The organism is Aminobacter sp. LjRoot7, assembly GCF_964252895.1.
Classification (GTDB): domain Bacteria; phylum Pseudomonadota; class Alphaproteobacteria; order Rhizobiales; family Rhizobiaceae; genus Aminobacter; species Aminobacter aminovorans_B.
Genome location: NZ_CAXUPX020000004.1, coordinates 445,502 through 469,123, shown reverse-complemented (window position 1 = coordinate 469,123; position 23,622 = coordinate 445,502). Strand labels below are relative to the sequence as shown.

21 protein-coding genes are annotated in these 23,622 nt (G+C 62.4%); 14 read left to right on the top strand and 7 right to left on the bottom strand.

Annotated features, from left to right (window positions below):
* The first annotated feature begins 8 nt into the window (after positions 1-8).
* Complete coding sequence (locus ACSQ3E_RS15365; protein WP_436123347.1) at positions 9-632, top strand: CMD domain protein; 624 nt, start codon at positions 9-11, stop codon at positions 630-632.
* A gap of 14 nt (positions 633-646) precedes the next feature.
* Complete coding sequence (locus ACSQ3E_RS15360) at positions 647-1,258, top strand: alkylhydroperoxidase domain protein (protein WP_436123346.1); 612 nt, start codon at positions 647-649, stop codon at positions 1,256-1,258.
* 51 nt (positions 1,259-1,309) lie between these two features.
* Here ACSQ3E_RS15360 and ACSQ3E_RS15355 read toward each other — a convergent pair whose 3' ends face one another.
* Positions 1,310-2,287, bottom strand: coding sequence for a helix-turn-helix transcriptional regulator (locus tag ACSQ3E_RS15355; protein WP_436123345.1), 978 nt, complete (start codon positions 2,285-2,287; stop codon positions 1,310-1,312).
* A 212-nt stretch (positions 2,288-2,499) separates the two neighbouring features.
* On the opposite strand from ACSQ3E_RS15355, the gene ACSQ3E_RS15350 reads away from it, so the two are divergent.
* The 7 genes from ACSQ3E_RS15350 (at position 2,500) to ACSQ3E_RS15320 (ending at position 10,576) form a co-directional block, all read left to right on the top strand.
* Entirely contained in the window at positions 2,500-3,555 is a 1,056-nt protein-coding gene (locus ACSQ3E_RS15350; RefSeq protein WP_436123344.1) for an aromatic ring-hydroxylating oxygenase subunit alpha, read from the top strand.
* A 147-nt stretch (positions 3,556-3,702) separates the two neighbouring features.
* Positions 3,703-4,698, top strand: coding sequence for a PDR/VanB family oxidoreductase (locus ACSQ3E_RS15345; protein WP_436123343.1), 996 nt, complete (start codon positions 3,703-3,705; stop codon positions 4,696-4,698).
* Positions 4,699-4,795: 97 nt separating this feature from the next.
* Entirely contained in the window at positions 4,796-5,842 is a 1,047-nt protein-coding gene (gene add / locus ACSQ3E_RS15340) for an adenosine deaminase (protein ID WP_436123342.1), read from the top strand.
* Between the two features lie 94 nt (positions 5,843-5,936).
* The gene (locus ACSQ3E_RS15335) at positions 5,937-6,968 is read left to right on the top strand and encodes a BMP family lipoprotein (protein ID WP_436123341.1); all 1,032 of its coding nucleotides are present in this window, start codon (positions 5,937-5,939) and stop codon (positions 6,966-6,968) included.
* A 76-nt stretch (positions 6,969-7,044) separates the two neighbouring features.
* Complete coding sequence (locus tag ACSQ3E_RS15330; protein ID WP_436123340.1) at positions 7,045-8,580, top strand: ABC transporter ATP-binding protein; 1,536 nt, start codon at positions 7,045-7,047, stop codon at positions 8,578-8,580.
* Positions 8,577-9,647 (top strand): ABC transporter permease, encoded by a 1,071-nt coding sequence (locus tag ACSQ3E_RS15325; RefSeq protein ID WP_436123339.1) that lies wholly within the window; start codon positions 8,577-8,579, stop codon positions 9,645-9,647. Before ACSQ3E_RS15330 ends, ACSQ3E_RS15325 begins: the two co-directional genes overlap by 4 nt.
* Positions 9,644-10,576 carry an ABC transporter permease gene (locus ACSQ3E_RS15320; RefSeq protein WP_436123338.1) on the top strand — a complete coding sequence of 311 codons (933 nt, stop codon included), beginning with the start codon at positions 9,644-9,646 and terminating at the stop codon, positions 10,574-10,576. Before ACSQ3E_RS15325 ends, ACSQ3E_RS15320 begins: the two co-directional genes overlap by 4 nt.
* Before the next feature lie 75 nt (positions 10,577-10,651).
* On the opposite strand, the gene ACSQ3E_RS15315 is transcribed toward ACSQ3E_RS15320, so the two are convergent.
* Complete coding sequence (locus tag ACSQ3E_RS15315; protein ID WP_436123337.1) at positions 10,652-11,485, bottom strand: helix-turn-helix domain-containing protein; 834 nt, start codon at positions 11,483-11,485, stop codon at positions 10,652-10,654.
* Between the two features lie 162 nt (positions 11,486-11,647).
* On the opposite strand from ACSQ3E_RS15315, the gene ACSQ3E_RS15310 reads away from it, so the two are divergent.
* Both ACSQ3E_RS15310 and ACSQ3E_RS15305 read left to right on the top strand, forming a co-directional pair.
* On the top strand, positions 11,648-12,877 hold the full coding sequence (locus ACSQ3E_RS15310) for an aminomethyltransferase family protein (RefSeq protein ID WP_436123336.1): 1,230 nt from the start codon (positions 11,648-11,650) through the stop codon (positions 12,875-12,877).
* Between the two features lie 34 nt (positions 12,878-12,911).
* A complete protein-coding gene (locus ACSQ3E_RS15305; RefSeq protein ID WP_436123335.1) occupies positions 12,912-13,964 on the top strand; it encodes a GlxA family transcriptional regulator in 1,053 nt (350 codons plus the stop codon).
* A 252-nt stretch (positions 13,965-14,216) separates the two neighbouring features.
* Here ACSQ3E_RS15305 and ACSQ3E_RS15300 read toward each other — a convergent pair whose 3' ends face one another.
* The 5 genes from ACSQ3E_RS15300 to ACSQ3E_RS15280 all read right to left on the bottom strand — a co-directional run bounded on the left by ACSQ3E_RS15300 (position 14,217) and on the right by ACSQ3E_RS15280 (position 20,465).
* Entirely contained in the window at positions 14,217-15,818 is a 1,602-nt protein-coding gene (locus tag ACSQ3E_RS15300; protein WP_436123334.1) for a GMC family oxidoreductase, read from the bottom strand.
* A 13-nt stretch (positions 15,819-15,831) separates the two neighbouring features.
* Positions 15,832-16,581 (bottom strand): 2-amino-5-chloromuconate deaminase CnbZ, encoded by a 750-nt coding sequence (cnbZ, locus tag ACSQ3E_RS15295; protein WP_436123333.1) that lies wholly within the window; start codon positions 16,579-16,581, stop codon positions 15,832-15,834.
* A gap of 129 nt (positions 16,582-16,710) precedes the next feature.
* The gene (locus ACSQ3E_RS15290; protein WP_436123332.1) at positions 16,711-17,574 is read right to left on the bottom strand and encodes a fumarylacetoacetate hydrolase family protein; all 864 of its coding nucleotides are present in this window, start codon (positions 17,572-17,574) and stop codon (positions 16,711-16,713) included.
* 128 nt (positions 17,575-17,702) lie between these two features.
* On the bottom strand, positions 17,703-19,145 hold the full coding sequence (locus ACSQ3E_RS15285) for an aldehyde dehydrogenase family protein (RefSeq protein WP_436123331.1): 1,443 nt from the start codon (positions 19,143-19,145) through the stop codon (positions 17,703-17,705).
* A gap of 21 nt (positions 19,146-19,166) precedes the next feature.
* Positions 19,167-20,465: an amidohydrolase family protein gene (locus ACSQ3E_RS15280; protein ID WP_436123330.1), complete on the bottom strand. Its 1,299-nt coding sequence runs from the start codon at positions 20,463-20,465 to the stop codon at positions 19,167-19,169.
* A 57-nt stretch (positions 20,466-20,522) separates the two neighbouring features.
* On the opposite strand from ACSQ3E_RS15280, the gene ACSQ3E_RS15275 reads away from it, so the two are divergent.
* Genes ACSQ3E_RS15275 through ACSQ3E_RS15265 form a run of 3 tightly spaced genes read left to right on the top strand, consistent with a single transcriptional unit; the run spans position 20,523 to position 23,620 of the window.
* A complete protein-coding gene (locus tag ACSQ3E_RS15275; protein ID WP_436123329.1) occupies positions 20,523-21,767 on the top strand; it encodes an ABC transporter substrate-binding protein in 1,245 nt (414 codons plus the stop codon).
* A 46-nt stretch (positions 21,768-21,813) separates the two neighbouring features.
* Positions 21,814-22,800 (top strand): carbohydrate ABC transporter permease, encoded by a 987-nt coding sequence (locus ACSQ3E_RS15270; protein ID WP_436123328.1) that lies wholly within the window; start codon positions 21,814-21,816, stop codon positions 22,798-22,800.
* Entirely contained in the window at positions 22,793-23,620 is an 828-nt protein-coding gene (locus tag ACSQ3E_RS15265; RefSeq protein ID WP_436123327.1) for a carbohydrate ABC transporter permease, read from the top strand. Before ACSQ3E_RS15270 ends, ACSQ3E_RS15265 begins: the two co-directional genes overlap by 8 nt.
* The last annotated feature ends 2 nt before the right edge of the window (positions 23,621-23,622 follow it).

The window sequence follows — 23,622 nt, the reverse complement described above, 5'->3', positions numbered from 1 at the left end:
CCAGAACCATGAGCAACCCCGATATCATCGACGAGCTTGCCGGCATTGTTGTCGGCTCCAGGCTCGATCTCATCCGCTATGACCGCGTCGAGGCCCGCGACAACGCACAGAAGAGCTATCTCGCGCTGTTCGACCCGGACGACCAGAGCGAGGTTTCCGTCCGCGACCGCTTCGCGATCGCCAGCTTCGTCGTCGGGCTGTATGGCGACGACAGGGTGACGAAGCACTATCTCGACAAGTTCGACGCAGAAAAGCCGTCCAAGGCGCTGGCGAGCGCCATCACGCATGAAGTGCGACAGGGCAAGGCCAGCGGTCCCTACGGTGCTTATCCCGCCGGGCCGCTGACGCGGGAAAATGTGACCGGCCCGTCCTACCGCGTCGCCGAGGCGAGCCGCGGGGTCCTGGGTACGAAGCTCGTGGCCGGGCTCGAACATGCGCATCTGCTGGTGCTGCACCCGCGCGACGCCAGCCCGGCAGCGCTGCAGGCGCTGCTCGACGCCGGCTGGAGTGTGACCGGCATCGTCACGCTGTCGCAGATCATTGCCTTCCTTGCCTTCCAGATCAGGGTGGTGGCTGGCCTGCGTGTGCTCGACAGGAAGTTTGCCGCCGACCGTCTCGACGCGGCGGAATGACAGGGACCGACGACATGACCGATCAAGTAATCACCTATCCCGACAACATCGAACCGAATGTCTTCACCCGCGATGAACTCGGCTGGATTCCGTGGCTGCAGCCGTTGGCCGAGGACGAGCTGACCGACCGCCACCATGCCGGCCTGGTCGATCCCTCCCGCGCCAAGTCACCCTATTTCATGCTGCTGGCGCGCGATCCCGATATTCTCGGCGCACGCACCAAGACCGACAAGGACATCTTCTACAACACGAAGACGGGGCTGCCACGGGCCGAACGCGAGATCGCAGCGACCGCTGCGTCCCGCACCAATGGCTGCATCTTCTGCGCCTCCGTCCATTCGCGCTTTGCCTACCAGCACTCCAAGCGCAGCGACGATGTCCAGAAACTGCTCGACGAGGGCATCTACACGGATATCGATCCGAGCTGGAATGCCATCATTGACGCCTCCGCCGCCCTGACAAAGACGCCCCACGGCCTCACGGAAAGCCATATCGACGAGCTTCGCCGAGCCGGCCTTGACGACGTGGCCATCGTCGACGTGATCAACGGTGCGGCATTCTTCAACTGGGCCAACCGCCTGATGCTGTCGCTCGGCGAGCCGACCCAGCCGGCTGCGGCCGCGTGACGTCCTGAACGATGCTGGTCGCCGCCAAGCGGCGGTCGCAAGCCTTGGAGTTCAGCTTCGGGCATTCGAGTCTGGAAACTGCAAGTTCGCTGTCGGCTCCCTGGCCTTTTCAGGGAGCGTTGAGCCGGCCGGATCGTCAACCGCCGTCGTCGGTGACGCCTCCGGCTGGAGCACCGTCGTGTCGGGAAGCGCCATGCCATAGGCGGTGTCGCCGGCGCCTTCGGCGACGTCGCTTGCCATGCGGTAGCCCTTGTTTTCGCGAACCTGGCGCGGAGACATGCCGAACTGTTCGGATATCTGCCTGGAGAAGTGGAACGGGTTCTTGTAGCCGCACTGATAGGCGATGTCGGAGATCGGCAGGCTGGTCTGCAGCAGCAGGAAATGGCCGCGCGAGGCCCTGACTTGCCAGAGATAGCGCACCGGCGTGACGCCGATGTGCTTGCGGAACGATGAAACCAGATGCTGCGGCGTGACACCCACAAGCGCGGCCAGGCGTTCGACCGTAATTTCCTTTTCGTAATTCTCGTCGATGTAGAAGCGTGCGCGCAGAACGGAACGCGGCGTCAGCCGCTCCTGCTCGGACATCTGCGCTTCATGGAAGTAGGCGAGAAAGATCGACTCCCCCAGTGCGTTGCGAAGCTGGTTGAGATTGGAACCCGAGCCTGCGCCGAGCTCCACTCCGATACGCTGAATGCTCTCGATGCGTTGCGGCAGGGGGATCCGGGCCGGCAAAGAGCGCAGCCGCGAGGCAAGAGCCTCGCTGACGTCTCCGGCATAACCTTCGCACCAGCTCACCCGCGTGTGCCGTCCTTCGGTGTATTCCATGGAGATGCCTCGCTCATTGCGGAAGAAGCCGCAGCTCCTTGCGCCCAACACGGTCTCCTCGTCGTCGCAGATGATCCTTGCCTTGCCTTCATGGATGATCAGCAAGGTCACATAACGGTCTTTCAGCGGCCCGTAGACGCCGCCTGCTGGATATATCGCTTCACCGAAGGCGAAGCCCCGGCCATTGTCGATAAATGCACGCATAGCCAAGGCCTCGCTTGCCGCGTCATGCTTTTTCCTATCACGGCTAAATGCGCCGGCAAAGATTAGAAGAATGCGATCTTAACGACAGATATGTTTTCGGCCGACGCAGGCATTCCGTGAAAACAGGGGCTGCGAAATACTCCAGACATCAACGGGCGAGCCGGTCACGCCGCCTGGACATGCCAGCAAGACGCATCCTCTGGAGGGAAAACGTGTTTCTGCCAGCCGACAATTCCAAGACAAGAAGCGACCTGCCGCGAGGCTGCACATTTGCCGCCAGCGACTGGCATATCCTGGCCTCGTTCTGGCATCCGATTGCCTTCGTTCACGACATCGCCGACAAGCCGGTCCGCGCCAAGCTGCTCGACGTCGACCTGGTGATCTACAAGACGTCGGCCGGAAACACTGTGGCCCGCGATTTGTGTCCGCACCGCGGCACCCGCATCAGCGCCGGCTGGATGGCCGACGACCAGATCGTCTGTCCCATGCACGGGCTGCATTTCGGGCATGACGGCGCCTGTTCCAAGATCCCGTCGATCGCCAATTCCGAAGGGCGCGTACCTCCCAAGCTGCGCCTCGAAACCTACGCATCGGTCGAGCGCTACGGCATCATCTGGACGTGCCTGAAGGGCAAGCCGATCTGGCAGCTGCCGGATTGGGACGGTATCTCCAACCCGGCTCTGCGGAAGGTTTATGTGCCTGAGGGCACCTGGTATGCGGCGGCAAGCCGGCATGTCGAGAACTTCAACGACGTTGCCCATTTCCCCTGGGTGCACACCCAGAGTTTCGGCGGCAGCACGGCCGATCCGATCCCTCCCTATGACGTCGAGCAGACGGAGTATGGCCTGCGCTTCGCGTTGCCCTACCATGAAGGTTTCAACCGCTTCGACGACGGCGTCGAGGGCGACGAGCGCGACGTGGTCTACACCTACGAGCTGACCTATCCGTTCTCCACGCTGATCAAGATCGATCCGCAGGGTTCCGACTACGTGGTCTACTTCGCCGACACCGTCTGCCCGGTATCGGCGCGCGAGACTCGCATCTTTCAGCTGATGACCGACACGTCAGGCGACCCGGATACCGACTACTGGGTCAAGGATGCGCTGCTGATCAACGACGAGGACAAGCCGATGGTCGAGGAGCAGCATCCTGAGGAACTGCCGCTCGATCTGACCGAGGAGATCCATGTGCCGTCAGATCGCATGTCGCTCGAGTATCGCCGTGGGCTGGTCCGCAAATTTGGCCTCGGTGCGCCGATCGCGAGTTGATTCCCCAGCATCATCGCAACTGCAGATATCAGGAAAGACGATGCCGATCCGTTTCGAAACCTGCTTCCATCATCAGGCCGTGCTTCGCGCCGGGCCGGGACAGCACGACGGCCGGGCAGCCCAGCAATGGAGGAGGGCGTCTTGACCATGGCGTTCACGAGAAACGGGCTCGCGCCCGCGGCACCTGCAGCCGGTAACAGGTTGCGGCTGCAGATCGCACGCAAGTGGACCTCTGCCGAGGGCATCGTCGCAATCGACCTCGTTGCAGCGGATGGCGCGCCCTTGCCAGCGTTTACGGCGGGGTCCCACATCGACCTGTTCCTGCCCGGCGGCTTGACGCGTCAATACTCGCTCCGCAACGATCCACGCGAGCGTCACCGCTATGCAATCGGCGTGCTGCGCGAGCCTGGCGGCCGTGGCGGATCGGCCTATGTCCACGACAGGCTGGACGTTGGCGATGCCTTGGAGACGAGCAGGCCGCGCAATGCCTTCGAACTCGATGAGACAGTGCCGTTTTCGCTGCTGCTGGCCGGCGGCATCGGCGCAACTCCGATCCTGGCCATGGCCCACAGGCTGTCTGCGCTCGGGCGGGATTTCGAGTTCCACTATTGTGCCCGCAGTGCAGGCCGCCTGGCCTTTCGCGACGAAATCGAGGCCTCGCCCTTTGCCGGCAAGGTCAGGTTCCATCTCGATGACGGCCCTGCGGCCCAGCTTCTGAGCCTGGACAGGTTGCTGGCCTATCGGCCGGAAGGCGCGCATCTCTACGCCTGTGGTCCATCGGGGTTTCTCGACGCCGTGGTCTCCAAGGCCAAGGCAGGCTGGCCGGCGGATGCCGTGCATCGCGAGTATTTCGCCAACTCGGCATCAAAGGCGCAATCCGATCAGCCGTTCAGGATCACGCTGGCGAGTACAGGCCACAGCTTCGACGTCGCGCCAGGGCGAAGCATCGTCGCGGTGCTGGCCGAAAACGGCATCGACATTCCGGTGTCGTGCGAACAGGGCATCTGCGGCACCTGCGTGACGCGCGTGGTTTCGGGCGAGCCCGACCATCGCGATCTCGTTCTGACCGACAGGCAGCGTGCCGACCACATGACACTGTGCTGCTCGCGCGCCCGCAGCGCCGAGCTGATCCTCGATCTGTAGGCTGGAAGGGTGTCACGCATGCGGCATTGAACGTTGACCAGGCAGCGAAGCGCGAGGGCCGCAGGCCCGAGAAGGAAAGCCACCAAGGGGAAAGATGATGCAACTGGAACAATTCGTGCGGAACCTGCCCAAGGCAGAACTTCATTTGCATCTGGCCGGTGCGGTCAAGGCCAGGACGTTCCTCAAGCTGGCGCGCAAGAACAATGTCGCGCTGCCTGATTTCGACGAGGTCGAGGACCTTTACCGATACGACAATCTGGTCGATTTCCTCGAAGTCTACGATCTTGTCGCGCGCTCTGTCGTCGACGCAGACGATTTCCACCTGATCGCCTATGAGGCGCTGGAGCATGTCGCCAAAGCCGGCGGTCGCTACACCGAATTCTTCTTCAGCCCGCAGGTGCATCAGGATGCGGGCATCAGCTACCAGACCATGTTTTCCGGCATCTTCCAGGCCATGGACGACGCCGAGCGCGACTTTGGCCTGGTGTCGCGGCTCATTCCGGCGATCAATCGCGAGCTGAGCCTCGATCGAAGCTTCGAGTTCCTCGACCTGATACTGCCGTTCCGCTCGGACAAGGTCATCGGCATCGGCCTCGACTATGACGAGGAGCCGTTCCCACCGGCACCGTTCAAGCCGGTCTACGACAAGGCCAGGAAGGCAGGCATGCGGCTCACCGCCCATGCCGGTGAGGGCGGCCCGGCTGCCAATGTGCGCGACGCGCTCGACCTGCTCGGCGTCGAGCGGATCGACCATGGCTACCGCGTCATGGAAGATCCCGATCTCGTCGCGCGCTGCGTCGCCGAGAACATCGCCTTCACCGTCTGCCCGAGCTCGACAGTCATCCTCACACATTGGCGCGACCTTACCGCCGCCGACCACCCGATCCGGACCATGCTCGATGCCGGTCTCAAGCTGGTGGTCGATACCGACGATCCGCCAATGCTGCAGACAGACCTTGCCAAGGAATACAGCTTGCTCGCTGAGACGATGTCGCTCGATCGGGCGACCCTTGCCGCGCTGGCGCTGAACTCGCTCGATGCGGCCTGGCTGGACAACAGCACGAAGCGTAGCTGGCGCGCCGAGTGGACGAAGGACATCGACCTGTTGATGGCGGAACCGGAGGAGGTGCACGCCACCATCTGAGGCCAGGCCGCCTCGAGGAGGAGGCGGTTTCACGACAATAAGAACAGACGGGATAGAACCCAGACAATAACACCAGAGGGAAAGGTACAATCCTATGTTCGAACATTTCGCCAGAAGACTGGCTGCGATGGCGATGCTTGTCATCGCAGCGATGACAGGCAGTCCGGAACGCTCAGTGGCAGCCGAGCCCGACAAGCTCAACATCGCCGTCATCCTGTCGGCCGGCATCGAGAGTGCCTGGGATGGCACCTTGATCGAGGCGCTTGAACGCGCCAAGACGGCAAAGCCGCACGGGCTCGATATCACCTGGAAATACACCGATCCGCTCTGGGGCGACGATGCCGGAGATGCCATGCGTCTGTTCGCCGAAAGCGGCGAATATGACGTCATCTGGGCCCACAGCACCTATTCCGATCAGGTCAAGAAGCTGCGGGAAGAGTTTCCCGACATCCTCTTCGTCGTCGTCGGCTCAGGCAATGAAGGGCTCGGCGGCAACCAGTATTGGGTCTACAAGCGTGTTCATGAGCCGGCTTACCTGCTTGGTTATACTGCCGGAAAGCTCACCAAGTCGAACAAGCTGGGGGCTGTTGGGACGTTCCCGGCTGATGACGTCAACGACGAGATCAATGCCTTCTTCGCCGGGGCAAAGGCGGCAAACCCTGCCGTTGAGCGCACCGTCGCCTTCATCGAGTCTTGGTACGATCCGGCCAAGGCTGGCGAATACACCAAGGCGCAGATCGCCACCGGGGCGGACCTGATTTTCCAGCTCACCGGCAATTTCAAGCCGTGCGAAGAAGCCAAGATCCTGTGCTTCGGCAACTTCCAGGACCAGAAGTCGTTCTCGCCTTCGACCGTCCTGTCGAGCGCCGTGGCGCAGTGGGATCCCGATGTCAGCTGGATCGTCGACGAATGGTGGGCGCACAAGGCGGAAGGAAAGCGTTATCAGGGCAATGCCGACAAGCACTGGTTCCCGATGAAGGACGGCGGCTCGGCCGTCGTGCCCAATGCCGACTTGCAAGGCAACGTGCCTGCCGCCGTGCAGGCTGAAGTCGACGAGCTCAAGGCCAGGATCATGGCCGGCAGCTTCGAGGTGCCTGTCGACGTCTCCGATCCGAAGGCTAAGTAGTTTCTATTGCAAGCCCGGCCGCGACGGGCGCCTCCGCCTGCCGCGGCCTTCGCTCACTCGAAATTTGGTGCCTCTCATGTCCACTGCCTTGCGTGTCGAAGGCCTGACCAAGCGGTTCGCCGGGGTTACCGCCAACGACGATGTCGACTTCGATCTTCGCCGCGGCGAGATCCACTGCCTGTTCGGCGAGAACGGTGCCGGCAAGTCGACGCTTTCGTCCTGCATCTTCGGCTTCTACCGGCCCGACAAGGGCGAGATCCTGTTGCGCGACCAGCCCGTGCACATTGCTTCGCCGATGGACGCCATCCGCCACGGCATCGGCATGGTGCACCAGCATTTCGTGCTCGTTCCGGAATTCACAGTGCTCGAAAACATCATCGTCGGCACGCAACGGTCGGGCTGGCGGCTGAATGCCGCCGAGGCACGCCAGAAGCTGAGGGGCATCTGCGACGGCTACGGCATCGATCTCGATCTCGATGCCTATGTCTGGGAACTGCCGGTCGGGCGCCAGCAATGGGTCGAAATCCTCAAGGCGCTCTATCTGGATGCACAGATCTTGATCCTCGACGAGCCCACGGCGGTGCTGACGCCGGGCGAGTCGAAGGTGTTGTTCGACATCGTCCGCAAGATGTGCGCCCGCGGCATGTCGATCATCCTGATCACCCACAAGCTGGTCGAGGTGATGCAGTCGGACCGGGTGACGGTCCTGCGCAAGGGCAAGGTGGTGGCGACGCTCGACACGCCCGACACCACGCCGGACGAGCTGGCCAGGCTGATGGTCGGCCGCGACGTCTCCTTCACCGTCACCAAGCCCGAACTTGCCCCGGGCGAGACGGTCCTGGCCGTCGAAGGCCTGTCGGCCCGCGGCTTCTGGGGTGATGCGGTGCTGACGGACGTTTCCTTTTCGGTCGCGCGGCACCAGATCCTCGGCATTGCCGGGGTTGCCGGCAACGGCCAGAAGGAACTGTTCGAGGTGCTCTGCGGCGTGCGCAGGCCCGCTGCCGGCTCGATCATCTTCAAGGGCGAGGAGGTGGCCGGCATGTCGCCGCGGGCGATGATGGACCGCGGCGTCGGGCACATACCCGACGATCGGTTCCGCGAAGGACTGGTCCCCGAGTTCAGCGTCGCCGAGAATGTCGTCCTCGGTTGGCAGCGCAGCCCGAAATACTGCAAGGGCCCGTTGATGGATCGCGACGCGATCACCAGCCTTGCCCGGGAGATGATCGGCGAATACCAGATCGCCACGCGCGACGAACATGTCGCTGCCGGCAAGCTCTCAGGCGGCAACGCCCAGAAGATCATCATCGCCCGCGAGTTCCTGCATGCCTCGGGCCTGGTTCTCGCCAACCAGCCGACGCGCGGCCTCGACGTCGGCGTCATCGAATATGTGCAGACGCAACTCCTGAAGAAGCGCGCCGAGGGCTTTGCCATCGTGCTTGCCTCGGAAGAACTCAGCGATCTGTTCAGCCTCGCCGACCGTATCGCCGTGATGTTCAAGGGCGAGATCATGGGCATCGTCGACCCCAGGACGGCCACGGTTGCCGAAGTCGGCGTCATGATGGCCGGCCGCCGTGGGGAAACCGCGGCCAGCAAGGAAAGGGTGCCGGCATGATCGTCTTCGAACGCAGGATGGAGGCGAACGCGCTCTGGACGCTCGCTTCCTTCATCATGGCCATTGTCGCCGGCCTGGCGGCTTCGGCGATTCTGATCGCATCGACGGGCGCCAATGTCCCTGATGTCTTCGGCGCATTGTTGCAGGGCTCGGTCGGCTCGCCCAAGGCGCTGGCAACGACGCTGGTCAAGGCCGCCCCGCTGATCCTGACCGGATTGGCGACGGTCATCGCCTTCCGCGCCCAGATATGGAGCATCGGCCAAGAAGGGCAGGTCTTTGCCGGCGCCATGGGCGGTTATCTCGGCGCCCAGCTGCTTGCCGGCCTGCCGCCGCTTCTGTTTTTCCCCGGCGTGCTCGCCTTCGGCATGGCGGCCGGCATGGGGCTCGGCTGGATCGCGGCGGTGCTGCGCAACCGCTTTGCTGTCAACGAGATCATCTCGACGGTCATGCTCAACTATCTGGTCGTCTACCTGCTTTCATGGCTGCTGCAGGGCGGCCCATGGGGCGAAACTGGCGGCACGGTTGCCTACCACCAGTCGCCGATGCTGCCCGATGCGGCGTTCCTGCCGGCACTGTTCGGCAGCAGCCGTCTTCATGCCGGGGTGCTGCTGCCTTTCCTGGCCGCCGCCATCTGCGCGCTCGTCATGTCGCGCACGCCTTTGGGCTATGAGATCCGTGGCCTGGGCTACAATCCCGAGGCACTGCGCCACAAGGGCGTCGACATCGCCCGCACGGTGAGCGTGATCATGATGGCGAGTGCCGCACTTGCAGCCCTTGCCGGCGCCATCGAGCTTTTTGGCGTCTCTCACCGCCTGCGCGCCGACAATCTCATCGGCCTTGGTTACGCCGGCATCATTGTCGGCATGATCGGCGGCCTGAGCCCGATAGGAACCGTGTTTGCCGGCCTGTTCTTCGGCGGCCTGGCGAGCGGTGCCGTCTACATGCGGGTGCTCGGCGACGTGCCGGCCTCGCTGGTGCCGGCCATGCAAGGCATCACCTTGTTCTTCTTCCTCTGCGCCGGCGTCCTGGCGCGCTATCGAATCGTCATGAAGGTTGCCATCCAATGAGCCAGCTGTTCCAGGAAGCGATCATCATCAGCATCCTCGCCTCGACCATACGCATCATGACGCCGCTGCTGTTTTCGGCGATGGGCGAGCTGATCACCCAGCGTGCCGGCATCTGGAACATGGGCGTCGAGGGCACGATGCTGACCGGTGCCTTTGCCGCCTATCTGGTTGCGACGCTGACCGGTTCGCTGTGGCTGGCGGTGCTGGCGGCAATCGTTGCCGGCGCATTGATGGGGATTGTCATTGCCTTCATGACCGCGACCCTGCGTGTCGACCACTTCATCGCCGGTCTCGGCCTCAACCTGCTTGCCGGCGGGCTCACGCTCTACTGGTTCCAGAGCTACATCCAGGGCCGGGCGCAGCCGATCTTCTCGGGCTTCCAGGACGTTGACATCCCGCTGCTTTCCGACATTCCTGTCATCGGCCCGGTGCTGTTTTCGCAACGTGCCCTGACCTATGTCGCCCTGCTGGTCGTGCCGGTCGTCTGGTTCCTGCTCTATCGCAGCCGCTATGGTCTCGAGTTGCGCTGCCTTGGCGAAAATCCCAAGGCGCTCGACGTCAAGGGGCTCAGCGTTTCGGCCCGGCAATATGCTGCCGTCATGCTGGGAAGTGCGATGACCGGCCTTGGCGGCGGCTTCCTCATGCTCGGCTTTTCCGACCGGTTCCTTGCCGATTTCACCGCCGGTCGCGGCTGGATCGTCATCGTCGCGCTCATCGCCGGAAACTGGCGGCCGAAGGGCGTTCTGATCGCGGTGACGGCTTTCGCGTTCCTGGAGTCGCTGGCCACTCACCTGCAGGTGGTGGGCGCCCAGGTTCCGCACCAGCTGCTGCTCGCGCTGCCCTATCTCGCTTCGATCGGCCTCTTGATGGGGCTGCGCTTCCGGTCCGGCCAGCCTGCCAGACTGGGGATCCCCTACGCCAGGGAATGACTGGGCGCAGGGTCGCCTGCGGTGCCACCTCCAATAGGCGACATGCTGCCCGCATGTCGCCTGTTCATTTCAGGGTCAGAAGGCCATATCGCCCGGGTTCTCCAGCACATCGCTGGCAGGGCGATAGCCCTTGTTGGCGCGGATCTCGGTCGGCGTCATCGCAAAGTTCTGCCTGATATGACGCGAGAAATGAAACGGGTTCTTGTAGCCGCATTGATAGGCGATCTCCGAAACCGACAGGCCGCTTTGTAGCAGCAGGCCCCGGCCGCGATTGGCCCTGATCTGCCAGAGATAGCGCATCGGCGTGACGCCAAGGTGCTTGCGGAACGATGAGATCAGCTGTTGCGCCGACAGGTGCGCGATCGCCGCGAGCGCGCCGACAGTGATGTCCTTGTCCATGTTTTCATCCATGTGCCGTTTCACCCTGAGGAGCTGCCTGGGAACGAAGCGGTCGCGTTCGATGAGCTGCGCTTCGTGGAAGAAGGCGGTGTAGAGCGCGTAACCAACGGCATTGCGCACGTCGTTGAGGCCGGTGCTGGAGGAAAAGCCGAGCTCGACGCCGATGCGCTGCAGTGCGGCCAGCCTTTTGGTCAGCGGGACAACGGGCGAGGCGCCGGCGAGCGGAGAGGGGCCGCTTGCCCAGATCTTGCCGGGCACGCCTTCGCACCACCCCACCCGATGCAGGATGTCGCGTTCCATCTCGATCAGGAACAGGCGGTCATTCCTAAAGAAGGCGGCTTGCCCACCCGCAAGGGTCGTTTTCTCGTCGTCGCAGGTGACCCTGATCAACCCCTCATGGACGAAGATCAGGCTGACATATTGCCTGGACAAGGGTCCATAGACGCCGCCGCGGGAATAGGTTGTTTCGCCGAAGGCGAAACCGTGGCCGACGTCGACAATGGAGTCCATGCCAGCAAAACCTCTGCCTTGTTCAGGTAGGTAGAGTAAGGACTGTGTTGGATAAATTCCATCCCGGCTTTCATCAGGGATATGGATTGCCGTTGGCGCGGTATTCTCTCCGCGCCCCGCTGGCTGCACAGTCAAGACACTCACGTCAGGAGGAGAAAGACAGTGCAGGACAAGGCTGAACTGGCAGGCAACGGAACACCGTTCCACACCGCAAGCAGCGCCGAGATGCGGACCACCTGGTGGTATGCGTGGGACAAATACATCGTCCCCGACGTCTATACGAGCATGCCGCGGGAACTGGCGGCGATCCGCAACGCCGTTGCCATGATCGACATGTCGCCGCTGCCCAAGATGGAGCTGCGCGGCCCCGACGCGCATCGCCTCGTCGACCGGCTGATGACCCGCGACATGACGCGGCTCGACGTCGACCACGTGATGTACACGCCATGGTGCAACCGCGACGGCCTTCTCGTCGGCGACGGCCTGGTTTTCCGCCTCGCGGAGGACTGGTTCATTGTCTCGGGTGAAACGAGCCACGCATGGTTTGCCAGCCAGGCGGCAGATCTTCAGGTCGAGATCCGCAACGCCTCCGACGACTACGGCATACTCTCGCTGCAGGGGCCGCGCGCCTTCGATCTGATGCAGGCGGCGACCGGCCACGACTGGTCCAGCCTCAAATTTTCGCAGATCGGGCGCGCCGCCATTGCCGGCCATGACATTCTGGTTGCCCGGCAGGGCTTCACCGGCGAACTCGGCTTCGAGCTTTGGGTACCGCGGGCAGCAGGTGCCGCCGTGTGGAAAGAGCTCCATTCCGTCGGCCAGCCATTTGGCGTGATGCCGGCAGGCGAATACGCTGTCGACGTCGCCCGCATCGAAGTCGGCCTGATCCTGGTCTCGGCCGACTACAACGGCGCCGGTCCGGACCCGCGCACCGCGCGTATAGACATCACAGACGATTTGAACATCACGCCGATCGAGGCCGGCCTCGGGCGGCTGATCGATTTCGGCAGCGATTTTGTCGGCAAGCAGGCGCTGCAGGCGGCGGCGGCCGCGACGGAGCCGGGACGGCGTTTTGTCGGGCTGCAATATGACGCAAGCGAGATCGTGAGTGCGGCTGTCGAAAAAAGCGCTTATGGCACCGCGCTTTCCCGGGTGTACTGGGGTTCGATGCCCGCCTTCCACGCCGGCAAGCCGGTGGGGCGTGCCTCGAGCCTTACCTTCAGCCCGACGCTGAAGCGCGCCATCAGCTTCGGTTTCCTGCCCGCCGGGCTGTCATCGCCGGGCACCAAGGTCGATGTCGAACTGAAGGATGACGAGGGCGCCGGCATCGGGCTTGTCTCGGCCACTGTCGTGTCCTTGCCATTCATCGAAATTCGCCGGTCGAAGGGCTGACAACGGCACACCGAGATCCCGGGAGGAGAGGCACGTGAACGTAGCGCACAGGCCCGTGTCGTTTGACCTGGACGACCGGCCTCTTGCCGGCCGGGGTCTCTCCTCCAGTTCGTCCGCGGCATCGGATGCGGTCGTATCGAGCTTCCACATCCTGCTCCTGCCCGGTTTCTCCCAGCTCTGTCTGGCATCGATGATCGAGCCGCTCAGGCTCGCCAACTCTTTGTCGGGCAAGAGCCTGTTCCGCTGGCAGCTGGCGAGCCTCGACGGCCATTCGGTTGCCAGTGCTAGCGGCATGTCGCTGGAGGTCACGGGCAACGTCTTCGCGGAGGAAGCAGCAACCACTGCTTGCACGCGCAACGCTGTGCTGGTCTGCGCGGGAGAAGGCGTCGAGCAACACAGCACAAGCGAACTGCGCAGCTTCCTGCGGCGCATCCGCCGTGCCGCCGTACCGATTTATGCATTGGGCACTGCAACCTGGCTGCTCGCCGATGCGAAGCTGCTGGATGGGGCCCGCTGCACCATCCACTGGCGCAAGATGGCGGCGTTGTACGAGACCTTCTATGGCCTCGCCATCGACGATGCGCTGTTTGTGCGCGACGGCTCCATCGTTACCTGCGCCGGCGAACTAGCCGCCTTCGACCTCGCAATGGAACTGGTGGCGCAGCACTGCGACATCGAGCTGGTGCGCCGGATCTGCCAGCATCTCGCGGCCGATCGCTGGCGTGACGGGGCGAGCGCCCAGTCATTGCTGCCAGGATTGCGCTTCGGCAGCGCCGGCAAGAAGCTGTCGCGCATCCTGCAGCTCATGGAGAGGAACATCGAGGAGCCGCTGTCGCTCCAGGCGATCGCCCAAGAGGTTTCGTTGTCGCGGCGCCAGATCGAGCGCCTGTTCGAGCGCCATCTGTCGACCACGCCGCGGCAGCATTATCTGATACTCAAGCTCCGCCGCGCCCGCCAGCTCATCGAAATGACCGAGATGTCGGTAACCGCCATCGCCATCGCCTGTGGCTTCGACTCGGCGTCCTACTTCTCGAAAAGCTTCAAGGACCATTTCGGCATCCTGCCGAGCGTTTTGCGCGCACGGTGACGGCTTGGAAGAACTGCTTCAGGGAGCCATCCCGTAGTCGTGCAGCATGCGTAGGCCCAACCAAGTTGGCGGTCGGCTTCCCGATCTGCGTCGTTGAGTGTGCCCTGCGTTTCCCATCCGTCGACCTCCATGTGAACGACGGCTCTGTCTCACGCTCCCTCATTCGAGGAGCAACTCGAGGCTATCGCCGCCTGAAATTCATCAGCGCTAGGGCGTCATGCGACCTATCCAATCTTCGATCGAAGCCAAAATTCACGAGATTAGCTGGGCTGCCTTTTCGGCAATCATCACCGCCGGAGCGTGGGTGTTGCCAGAGACGATCGTCGGCATGATCGAGCAATCGGCGACGCGGAGTCCCTCGATACCGCGCACGCGCAGTTGAGGATCGACCACCGCCATGTCGTCGCTGCCCATGCGTGCCGTGCCGACCGGATGGAAGATCGTCGTAGCGATGTCGCCGGCGGCGCGTGCGAGCTCCTCGGGTGCCTGGATATGTACGCCCGGCTTGAATTCCTCGGGCCGGAACTGGGCCATGCGTCGGGTTTCCATGAGCCTACGCGCGATTGTGATCGAGGCGGCTGCAACCTCGCGGTCTCCGTCGGTGGAGAGATAGTTGGGCGCGATCTCCGGATGATCGTCGGGTCTCGGTGAGACGATGCGCACATGGCCGCGCGCTTCAGGCCTGAGATTGCAGACCGAGACGGTGATCGCCGGGAAACTGTGCAGCGGCTGGCCAAAGGCTTCCAGCGACAGCGGTTGGACATGGAACTCGATGTCGGGTGTCGCAAGGCGCGCATCCGACTTCATGAAAATTCCGAGCTGACTCGGCGCCATGGACATGGGGCCGGAACGCTTGAGAGCATATTCGAGCGCGATCAGTGCCTTGCCGGTGAGGCTCGCTTGGCGCTCATTGAGCGTCTTCGTACCCGAAACCTTGAACGCCGTCCGGATTTGCAGATGGTCCTGGAGGTTTTCGCCAACGCCGGGCAAGTGGTGCACGACTTCTATGCCGTGACGTCCGAGCAAGCCGGCTGGCCCCACGCCCGACAATTGAAGCAGCTGCGGCGTGCCGATGGCACCACCTGACAGGATGAGTTCGCCGATTACCTTCACATGGGCAGGCTTGCCGTTGAGGCACAGCTCGAGCCCGGTTGCCCGACGGCCGGAAAACAGGATGCGTTCGGCCTTCGCATGAGTGAGGATCGTCAGGTTCCTGCGGTGCCGAACAGGCTTGATGAAGGCGCGCACGGCATTGAAACGGAAACCGGATTTCTGGTTCACCTCGAAATAGGACGAGCCAAAATTGTTGCCGTCGTTGAAATCGTCAACCTTCGGCACGCCGAGTTCTTCCGCAGCCTCGCGCACGGCGTCGAGGATCGGCCAGCTCAGGCGTTGACGTTCGACCCTGAGTTCGCCGCCCTGGCCGTGGAACTGGCCGGAAAGGGAATGGTGGTCCTCCGACTTCCTGAACAGTGGCAGGACGTCGTCCCAGCCCCAGCCCGGATTGCCGAGCTGGCGCCACTGATCGTAGTCGGCGGCCTGGCCGCGCATGTAGATCATGCCGTTGATGGACGAGCAGCCGCCCATCACCTTGCCGCGTGGATAGGCGAGGGAGCGGCCGTTCAGGCCTGGCTCCGCCGCTGTCCGATAGCCCCAGTCCGTGCGCGGATTACCCATGCAGTAGAGATATCCGACCGGGACGTGGATCCAGTGATAGTTGTCCGAACCACCGGCTTCCAGAAGCAGCACGCGCTTGCCGGGATCGGCGCTCAGCCGGTTTGCCAGTACGCAACCGGACGAGCCCGCCCCCACGATGACATAGTCATAGCTGCCGATGTCAGTACGCATGGTCATCTGACGAGCGCTTTCAGACGACATGTTCCGCGGCAACGCCCCGGAGATCCATCTCGTATTCGAGATCCACGACGGGCGGATTGTTGTAGTGCCAGGTCAGGCCTGCGCGCGCAGCACCGCGCTTGACGATTTCGTCGGCCAGGAACGGGTAGAGATCGTGCACGGTGTAGACCTGGACCGCTGTCGCATTTTCCCATCCGAAGCCCAGCGTGCTGGCGCGACGCTCCATTTCCTCCAGCACGAATTGCGCCTTGGTGCGCAAACCTTGGGGAGAGAGATCACCACGGCTGATGATGTGGTCGCGATAGGCCGCATGTCCCTCCGGAACTTCGGCGGAGCCGGAAATGACGAAGGATGGCTTGGCTTCGACGGAAGGCACCGTGAACGAGAATGCATAGATCGACGGAACCGGCGGCGGCGCGATCTGCGGACAGACGTTGCTGCGCGCCACAGGATTGAGGCCGGTGTCGAGCAAGCCCCACGCCTTCAGCGTCTCGGTGTAGGTGCTGTTGAAAGCAACGAAACCCTCTTCGGTAAATGGCGCAGGAGACCGCAGCTCGCACGCGGCAAATGCCGTGAGGGGCCTGCCGGCAGCCGCGATGATCCTCTCGATCTCAGCAAAACCTTCCTGCAGGGGCAGGGGGTGGGTAAAGCGCACCCGTTCCAGGCGAAAGCCCGGCAATGCCGCCACGCCGCCCGAATATTGCGATACGCCTTTGATGAAACGGTAGCCGCCAGACAGAAATTCAATCACTTCGCCCATGGTGTCTCTCCTGAAAATGAAATGCCAGATGGGCCTGTCGCCGTCTGGTCTGAAACAAACGAACGTGCGCCTCGCCAAGTGCCAACCTGACCGACTAGGCAAGCACGACTGTGCCTACGCACATTGCCGCTAGGCGCTTTGGATGGTTTCGCGCGCAATCCGGTTGCGCAGCAGGCCGACACCTTCGATGTCGACTTCGACCAGGTCGCCTTCCTTCATGAAGAGGGGCGGCACGCGGGCGAAGCCGACCCCGCCAGGTGTGCCTGTAACAATCACGTCGCCGGGCGATAGTGGAGTGATGCGCGAGATGTAGGCGATCAACTGCGCCACAGAGTGGATCATCTGGCTGGTGCGCGCCGCCTGGACGGTGTTGCCGTTCAAACGGCAGCTGATGGCCAGATCCTGCGGGTCGGGGATCTCGTCGGCGGTGACGAGGAACGGCCCGAAGGCGCCGGTCGCCGGGAAATTCTTGCCCGGCAAGAACTGCGACGTATGGACCTGCCAGTCGCGTACGGAGCCGTCGTTGTAGCACGAGTAGCCGGCGACATGATCCAATGCGGCATCCGCCCGGATGTTGCGGCCGCTTTTGCCGATGATGACGGCGAGTTCCGCCTCGAAGTCGAACTGGACGGAAACTGACGGCATCAGCATCGGTTCACCATGCGCGCACTGAGAGTCGGCGAAGCGGGCAAACAAGGTCGGATGCTGTGTCGGCGCATGGCGCGTTTCGACCATGTGGTCGTGGTAATTCAACCCGACGCAGATGATCTTTCCCGGAATGGGAATTGGTGCTTGCAGCTCAATGCCGGCCAGCGGCAGCTCGGCGCTGCGGCTGATCGCCTGGGTGCAGATGTTTACGAAGTCCTGCTCGGCAAGGAGATTGGCGAGCGTCGGAAAGCGGTCGCCAAGGACGCTGCTGATGTCGAGGATGCGGTCGTCCGCCACGATGCCGTATCCGGCACGGCCGTTATGGAGATAGCTACAAAGTCGCATCGTTCCTCACTTGCGATTCGATGGTGTTCAGTCCCGGAAAGCGGGCGCATGTTCGCAGGCGACGCGAAGCCGGCCTGTGTTTGGTTGGTGGTCTGCGAACCGGGCGCCTGCCGCCGCCCGTCCGCTCCTCAGCTGATGTCGAAGGTGATTGTCTTGACGTCGGTGACTTCGCGCAGAGTGTGCTTGCCGCCGAGGCGGCCCAGACCGCTGGCCTTGCCCGAGGCGCCGCCAAACGGCAGGTGAAGTTCCCAGTAGCAGCTTGCGCTGTTGATGTTGACGAGACCGGCCCGCAGCTTTTCGCCGAATGAAAAGGCGCGGCTGAGATCGCGGGTGAACACGCTGGCGGCAAGTCCGTGCGATGACGCGTTTGCCGTTTCGAGCAGGTCGGCGTCATCTGCGCAAATCACCAGTGGCGCGACTGGTCCGAAGGTCTCGGATGTGTTGAGCAAGGCCTGGCGGTCTACGCGTCCCATGACGGTCGGGTGGTACAACAGGCCCGCTCCCTTCTTTCCCCCGGTGAGGATGTCGGCGCCGCGGGACAATCCGTCCGCCACATGTTGTTCGACCTTGGCGACGACCTGGGGGTTGTTCAGCGGCCCCATCGTCGTTTCGGCGAGAAGCGGATCGCCAAGACGGATCGCCTCGGCAATGCCGGCGATGCGGGCGGCGAGGGCATCATGGTTCTTTTCGGTGACGAGAATTCGGCCTGTGGCGGCGCAGACCTGCCCGGCATTGAAGAAGCAGCCAAAGGCGGCGGCCTGTGCCGCACGATCCAGATCTGCATCATCGAGCACGACGACGGGTCCGTTGCCGCCGAGCTCCAGCAGCATCGGCTTGCCGGCACCACGCTTTGCAATGGCGCTACCGGTCTGTGGACTGCCGGTGAAACCGATCCCATGCGTGCCGGGATTGGCGACGATCTCGTCGCCGACAACCGCGCCTGGGCCGAGGACAAGGTTTACCGCCCCATCGGGAAGACCAGCTTCGGCGATGCATTCCATCAGCTTGACGGCACAAAGCGATGTCGTCGGGGCAGGCACCCACACCACCGCATTGCCTGCTGCAAGGCAGGGCGCGAGGTACTCGACCGGAATGTTGATCGGGAAGTTCCAAGGCGTGACGATCGCGTAGACGCCACGTGCCTGACGGAAGCTGATGGCTCGTTTTCCGGGTGTCTCAACCGGGATGAACTCACCTTCGAGCCACTTGATCAGTTCGCCAGCTTCCCGGAATCCGGTGGCGGCGGCGTCGACCTCGCCATAGGCCTCTGACGCCAGCGGCTTGCCTTGCTCGTGTGCGAGCGTGAGCGCCAGCTCGTCGCGGCGCTTCTCGATGATATCGGCGATGCGGTTGCAGAGGCGTGACCGATCCCATGCCGACATTTTCGACAACGCATTGTGACCGGCTTCAGCCGCCTTGATCGCATCTTGCGCGTCGGAGCGGTCACCCTCGGCAAGCACTGCCAGGAGTTTGCCGTCGTAAGGCGACCGCGCTTCGAACGTCTTGCCGCTGTGTGAGGGCGTCCACTTGCCCGCTATGAAATGGTGCGCCTGAATTACGCTGTGTTGCATCGTCGTTTTCCGCTCGGATTCTTACTGGGATTGCATGGGATGGCTGCCGCCCGCCGGGTCGATCTGGCGGCCCTTCACGATGAGGCGATCGCACACCAGCCTTGTGGAAACGTCGAGGCCTTCGCCGGCCGCGTCCCTGAAAGTCCAAGGTTCATCGCGCCATTTCAGCACGGCAACATTGGCTTCGTCGCCGACGGCGATACGCCCGAGGTCGGGACGGCCGATCACTTTCGCTGGGTTGGCGCTCCCGGCGGCCAGAGCCGTCGTCTGGTCGACGCCGAGTGCGATCATCTTGTTGATCGTAGTCAGAAGGTCGTAGGCAGGACCGTTGACCGAAAGGGAATGTATGTCCGAGCTGATCAGGTCGGGCACGAAGCCTTCGGCCAGCATCTCGCGGCAGACGCGGAAGGAAAATCCGCCCATCCCATGGCCGATATCGAAATGGACACCGCTCTCGCGAGCCCGCCATACCGCATCGCGGACGCGGCCATTTTCAGTCGCAGCATTCGGATCCGGACGGCAGCAATGCGTGATGATGTCACCGGGACGCAGGCGCTGCAGGACCTCCTCGATGGAGGGAGGGTCAAGATCGACGTGGCACATGACTGGCAGGTTCAGGCGCTCGGCCACCTCAAGTGCCACCTCGAGAGCTGCGCCGCCGTTTTCGCCGGAAGCTTTGCGGCCGGCCCGCACCTTGATGCCGACGATTTGCTCTGGATAGGCCTGCGCGGCTTCGATGCAGCTTTCTGCGTCGACGAGGCGCATGTCGCAGCATTCGCCAACCATAACGCGCTTCGAGAAGCCGAAGATTCCCGGAAACGAGATGTTGAGGAAGGCAAAGGCGTGGAAGGGCAGCGGTTCGAAGATGAAGGTTTTCAGGCCTTCGAAATTTCCTGCTCCGGCAGAACCGGCGTCAACGAAGGTTCCTGTCGCTGACCGATGCGCAACCAGTTCGGGCCGAACCCCCAGTGAGGTGGCACCCCAGTAGATATGGGTGTGGATGTCGGTCAGGGCTGGCAGAACGATTGCTTCTCGCGCATCGACAACGATATCCTCGGGGCGCGACAAGCCGGAGCCGATAGCGACAATGCGACCGTCAGCGATGGCGACATCGGCAGCGGTTCCCGGTGCGCCGCCGAAGGCCAGGACGTGGCCGCCTTGTAGAACTGTTCGTCGTGACATTGGCGAGTACTCGTCTCCAGTAGGGTTCCCGTATCGAGCCGGTGGTCGTGCTCGGGGGGGGGCGTGCTGCGTTGGGTGATCGTCTGCGTGACAAAAAGCACATACTGACCAGTCAGTCAATATTGACAGCGACCCCATTTTCATTCCAGATGGCCGCGTCATCCGACAACTTACAGCACCATTTGGGAGGTTCTGATGGGTAAGAAGTTTTGGGCCGCGCTGATCGTCAGCACGGCCACTGCAACTGCGCTGCTGCATTCCGGCAGTGCCTGGGCAAAGGACACCGTTCGGGTCCGCGTCGCGGAATATAGCACCAAGACCGGTCCGTTTTTTCAGGGTCTGGCGGCAAAGTTCAACGCGGCGAATCCCGATATCGAGGTCACGGTCGAGCACCTGCCCTGGCCGGAGATGCAGCAGCAGCTGGTGAGCGACATTTCTGCCGGTACCGCGCCTGATGTCTCGCATATGGCGACACGCTGGATGGCGGGATTTGCCAAGGACGGGGCGCTCGCCTCGATCGAAGGACTGATGTCGCCGGGCTTCGCCGATAGCTTTGTGCCAACCTATCTCGATCTTCAGAAGCAGGGTGATCATACCTGGGGGCTGCCGATTGCGGCATCCGCGCGGGGGCTGTTCTACAATAAGAAGCTGCTCGAGCAGGCTGGGATCGCAAATCCGCCGGCAACCTGGGACGAGGCATTCGAGGCGGCCAAGAAGATCGATGCGCTGGGCGAAGGGGTCTATGGCATCGGCGTCCAGGGCCGAGACCTGGATACCGAAGGCTATTGGTTCTACAGCCTCTGGACCCATGGCGGCAGCATTCTGGGGCCGGACGGCAAGAGCGGATTTGCCTCGCCTGAGGCCGTAACGGCGACCAATAACTACTTGCGCATGATCAAGGCGAATGTCACCCAGCCGGGCGTTACCGGTTCCAGCCGCGAGGACCTGCAGAATCTCTTCGCCGCCGGAAAGATGGGCATGGTCCTGTCGGGTCCCTGGTTCAATGCGCAGCTCGCCGAACAGGGCAAGGATGTCGAGTACGGCATCAGCCGAATTCCGGTCGCCACGACCGAGGCGACCTATGGCGTCACCGATACCATCGCCATCCTGGAATCCTCGAAGGTGAAGCCACAGGCCATGAAGTTCCTGGAGTTCATCTTCAACAAGGAAAACAGGCTTGAATTCGGTAAGCTCGAAGGCTTCGTGCCTGTCCTGAAGGCGGAATCGACCGAGCCATTCTTCACCGAGAACCCGAAGATGTCGGTGTTCCTCGAAATGGGGCCGACGGCAAAATTCGCACCGCTGTTCCCGCGCTGGGAAGAGATGGCGGATGGCCTCAAGTCCGAGCTGTCCAGGATTTACGCAGGCGAGGTTTCGGCTGAGGAAGGCCTGAAGCAGGCGGCCGCAAAGATGGACGCGATCCTGGCCGAGGAAGAATAAGTCCTGAAATCGTCGCCTGAGGGCGATCCCATTCTACTCAGGTGGCGTGTCGACCACGCCACCGCTCTTCCTCAAAGGTAATGCGCCTATGCCGGGATTTGAGAATACCGCTCCCAGAAGGGCCGCAAGCGCGGGCCGGTGGAGCAAGACGGGACTACCGGGTCCGGCCTTCGCGCTGATCCTGATTGCGCCTTGTCTGCTGCTTTCGGTCGCCGTGATCGGCTACCCGATATTCGACGTGATCCGCATGTCGCTCTTTGACGTAAGCCGCACTGGCGTTGTCCGCGATTTCACTGGATTAGCCAATTTTGCCAAGGCGTTCGCCGACCCTGTTTTCCTGCAGGCTGCACGCCAGACCCTTGTCTGGACCGTCGCCGTCGTGGGCGGAACCCTGCTGGTCTCGGTGCCGATAGCCTTGATCCTCAATGAGGATTTCTACGGCCGGACAATCGCCCGGACAATCGTGCTGCTGCCGTGGGCCATCTCGCTGGCGATGACGGCCGTGGTCTGGCGCTATGTCGTCAACGGAGATTTCGGCACACTCAACATGACACTGGCCGCCCTCGGGCTGCCATTCGAAAATTATCCATGGTTGGCCGATGCCAGGATGGCGTTCCTCCTTGAGATACTGGTCGGAATTTTGGTGTCGGTGCCGTTCACCGTGACGATCCTCCTCGGCGGGCTGACGTCCATCCCGGAGTCTCTGTACGAGGCGTCCGCCATCGACGGCGCATCGTCGACCAGGAGTTTCTACTTCATCACGATGCCGCTGCTGTGGCCGTTCATGCAGATCGCGCTCGTCCTCAACGTCATCTATGTTTTCAATTCCTTCCCGATCATCTGGATCATGACCAATGGCGGCCCCGCAAACCGGACCGACATTCTGATCACCTATGTCTACAAGCAGGCCTTCGCTTTCGGAAAGCTTGGCAACGCGGCAGCCGGTTCTGTGGTCATGTTCGCGATGCTGTTGGTCTTTGCCGTTGTCTACCTGTTTCTGACAAAAGCGCAGGGGGCTCGCAACGATGTCTAAGGCAAAGAAAAGTCTCGTTTGCTGGGCGCTGCTTTCGCCCTTCCTCGTGGTCGTGCTCTTTCCCTATGCGACGATGCTGTCGACGTCGCTGAAGCAGAAGGACGAGATATTCACCTTCCATCGGACCTGGCTGCCACGCGAGTTCTATCTGGGCAATTTTGCCGAACTCATCTTCGAGAAGGGCTTTGGACGGGCATTGGCAAATTCACTTGCCATCAGCGTCGGGGCTACCGTTTTGTCCCTCGCGGTGGCCATACCAGCCGCCTATGCGCTCACCCGGATGCGGGTTCCAGCCAAGGGCGCACTGACCAATTACCTGCTCATCACCCAGATGATCTCGCCGATCGTTCTGATCATTGGTCTGTTCCGGATGTTTGCCTATTTCGGCCTGGTCAACAGCCTGCTGTCGGTCATCATCGCGCACAGCGCCTTCTTCATGGCGTTTGCCGTGTGGATGCTGCAGAGCTATTTCGCGACCATTCCGAAGGATCTCGAGGAGGCCGCGTGGATCGACGGCGCCGGCCGGTTCAGTGCCTTCATCCGCGTCTTCCTGCCGTTGTGCCTTCCCGGGATTGTCGTCACGGCAATCTTCACCTTCGTCAATTCTTGGAACGAGTATGCGATGTCGCTGACGCTGTTGCGTCAGGTCAGCCAGCAGACCGCGCCGGTTCAGATCGCGTTCCTGACCGGCACTCTCTACCAAATTGAATGGCATCTCATCATGGCCGCGACGTTGCTTGCGTCGGTGCCTGTCGCAATCGTCTTCGCATCCATCCAGCGCTACCTCATTGGGGGAATGGCGCTTGGTGGGGTCAAGTAGGA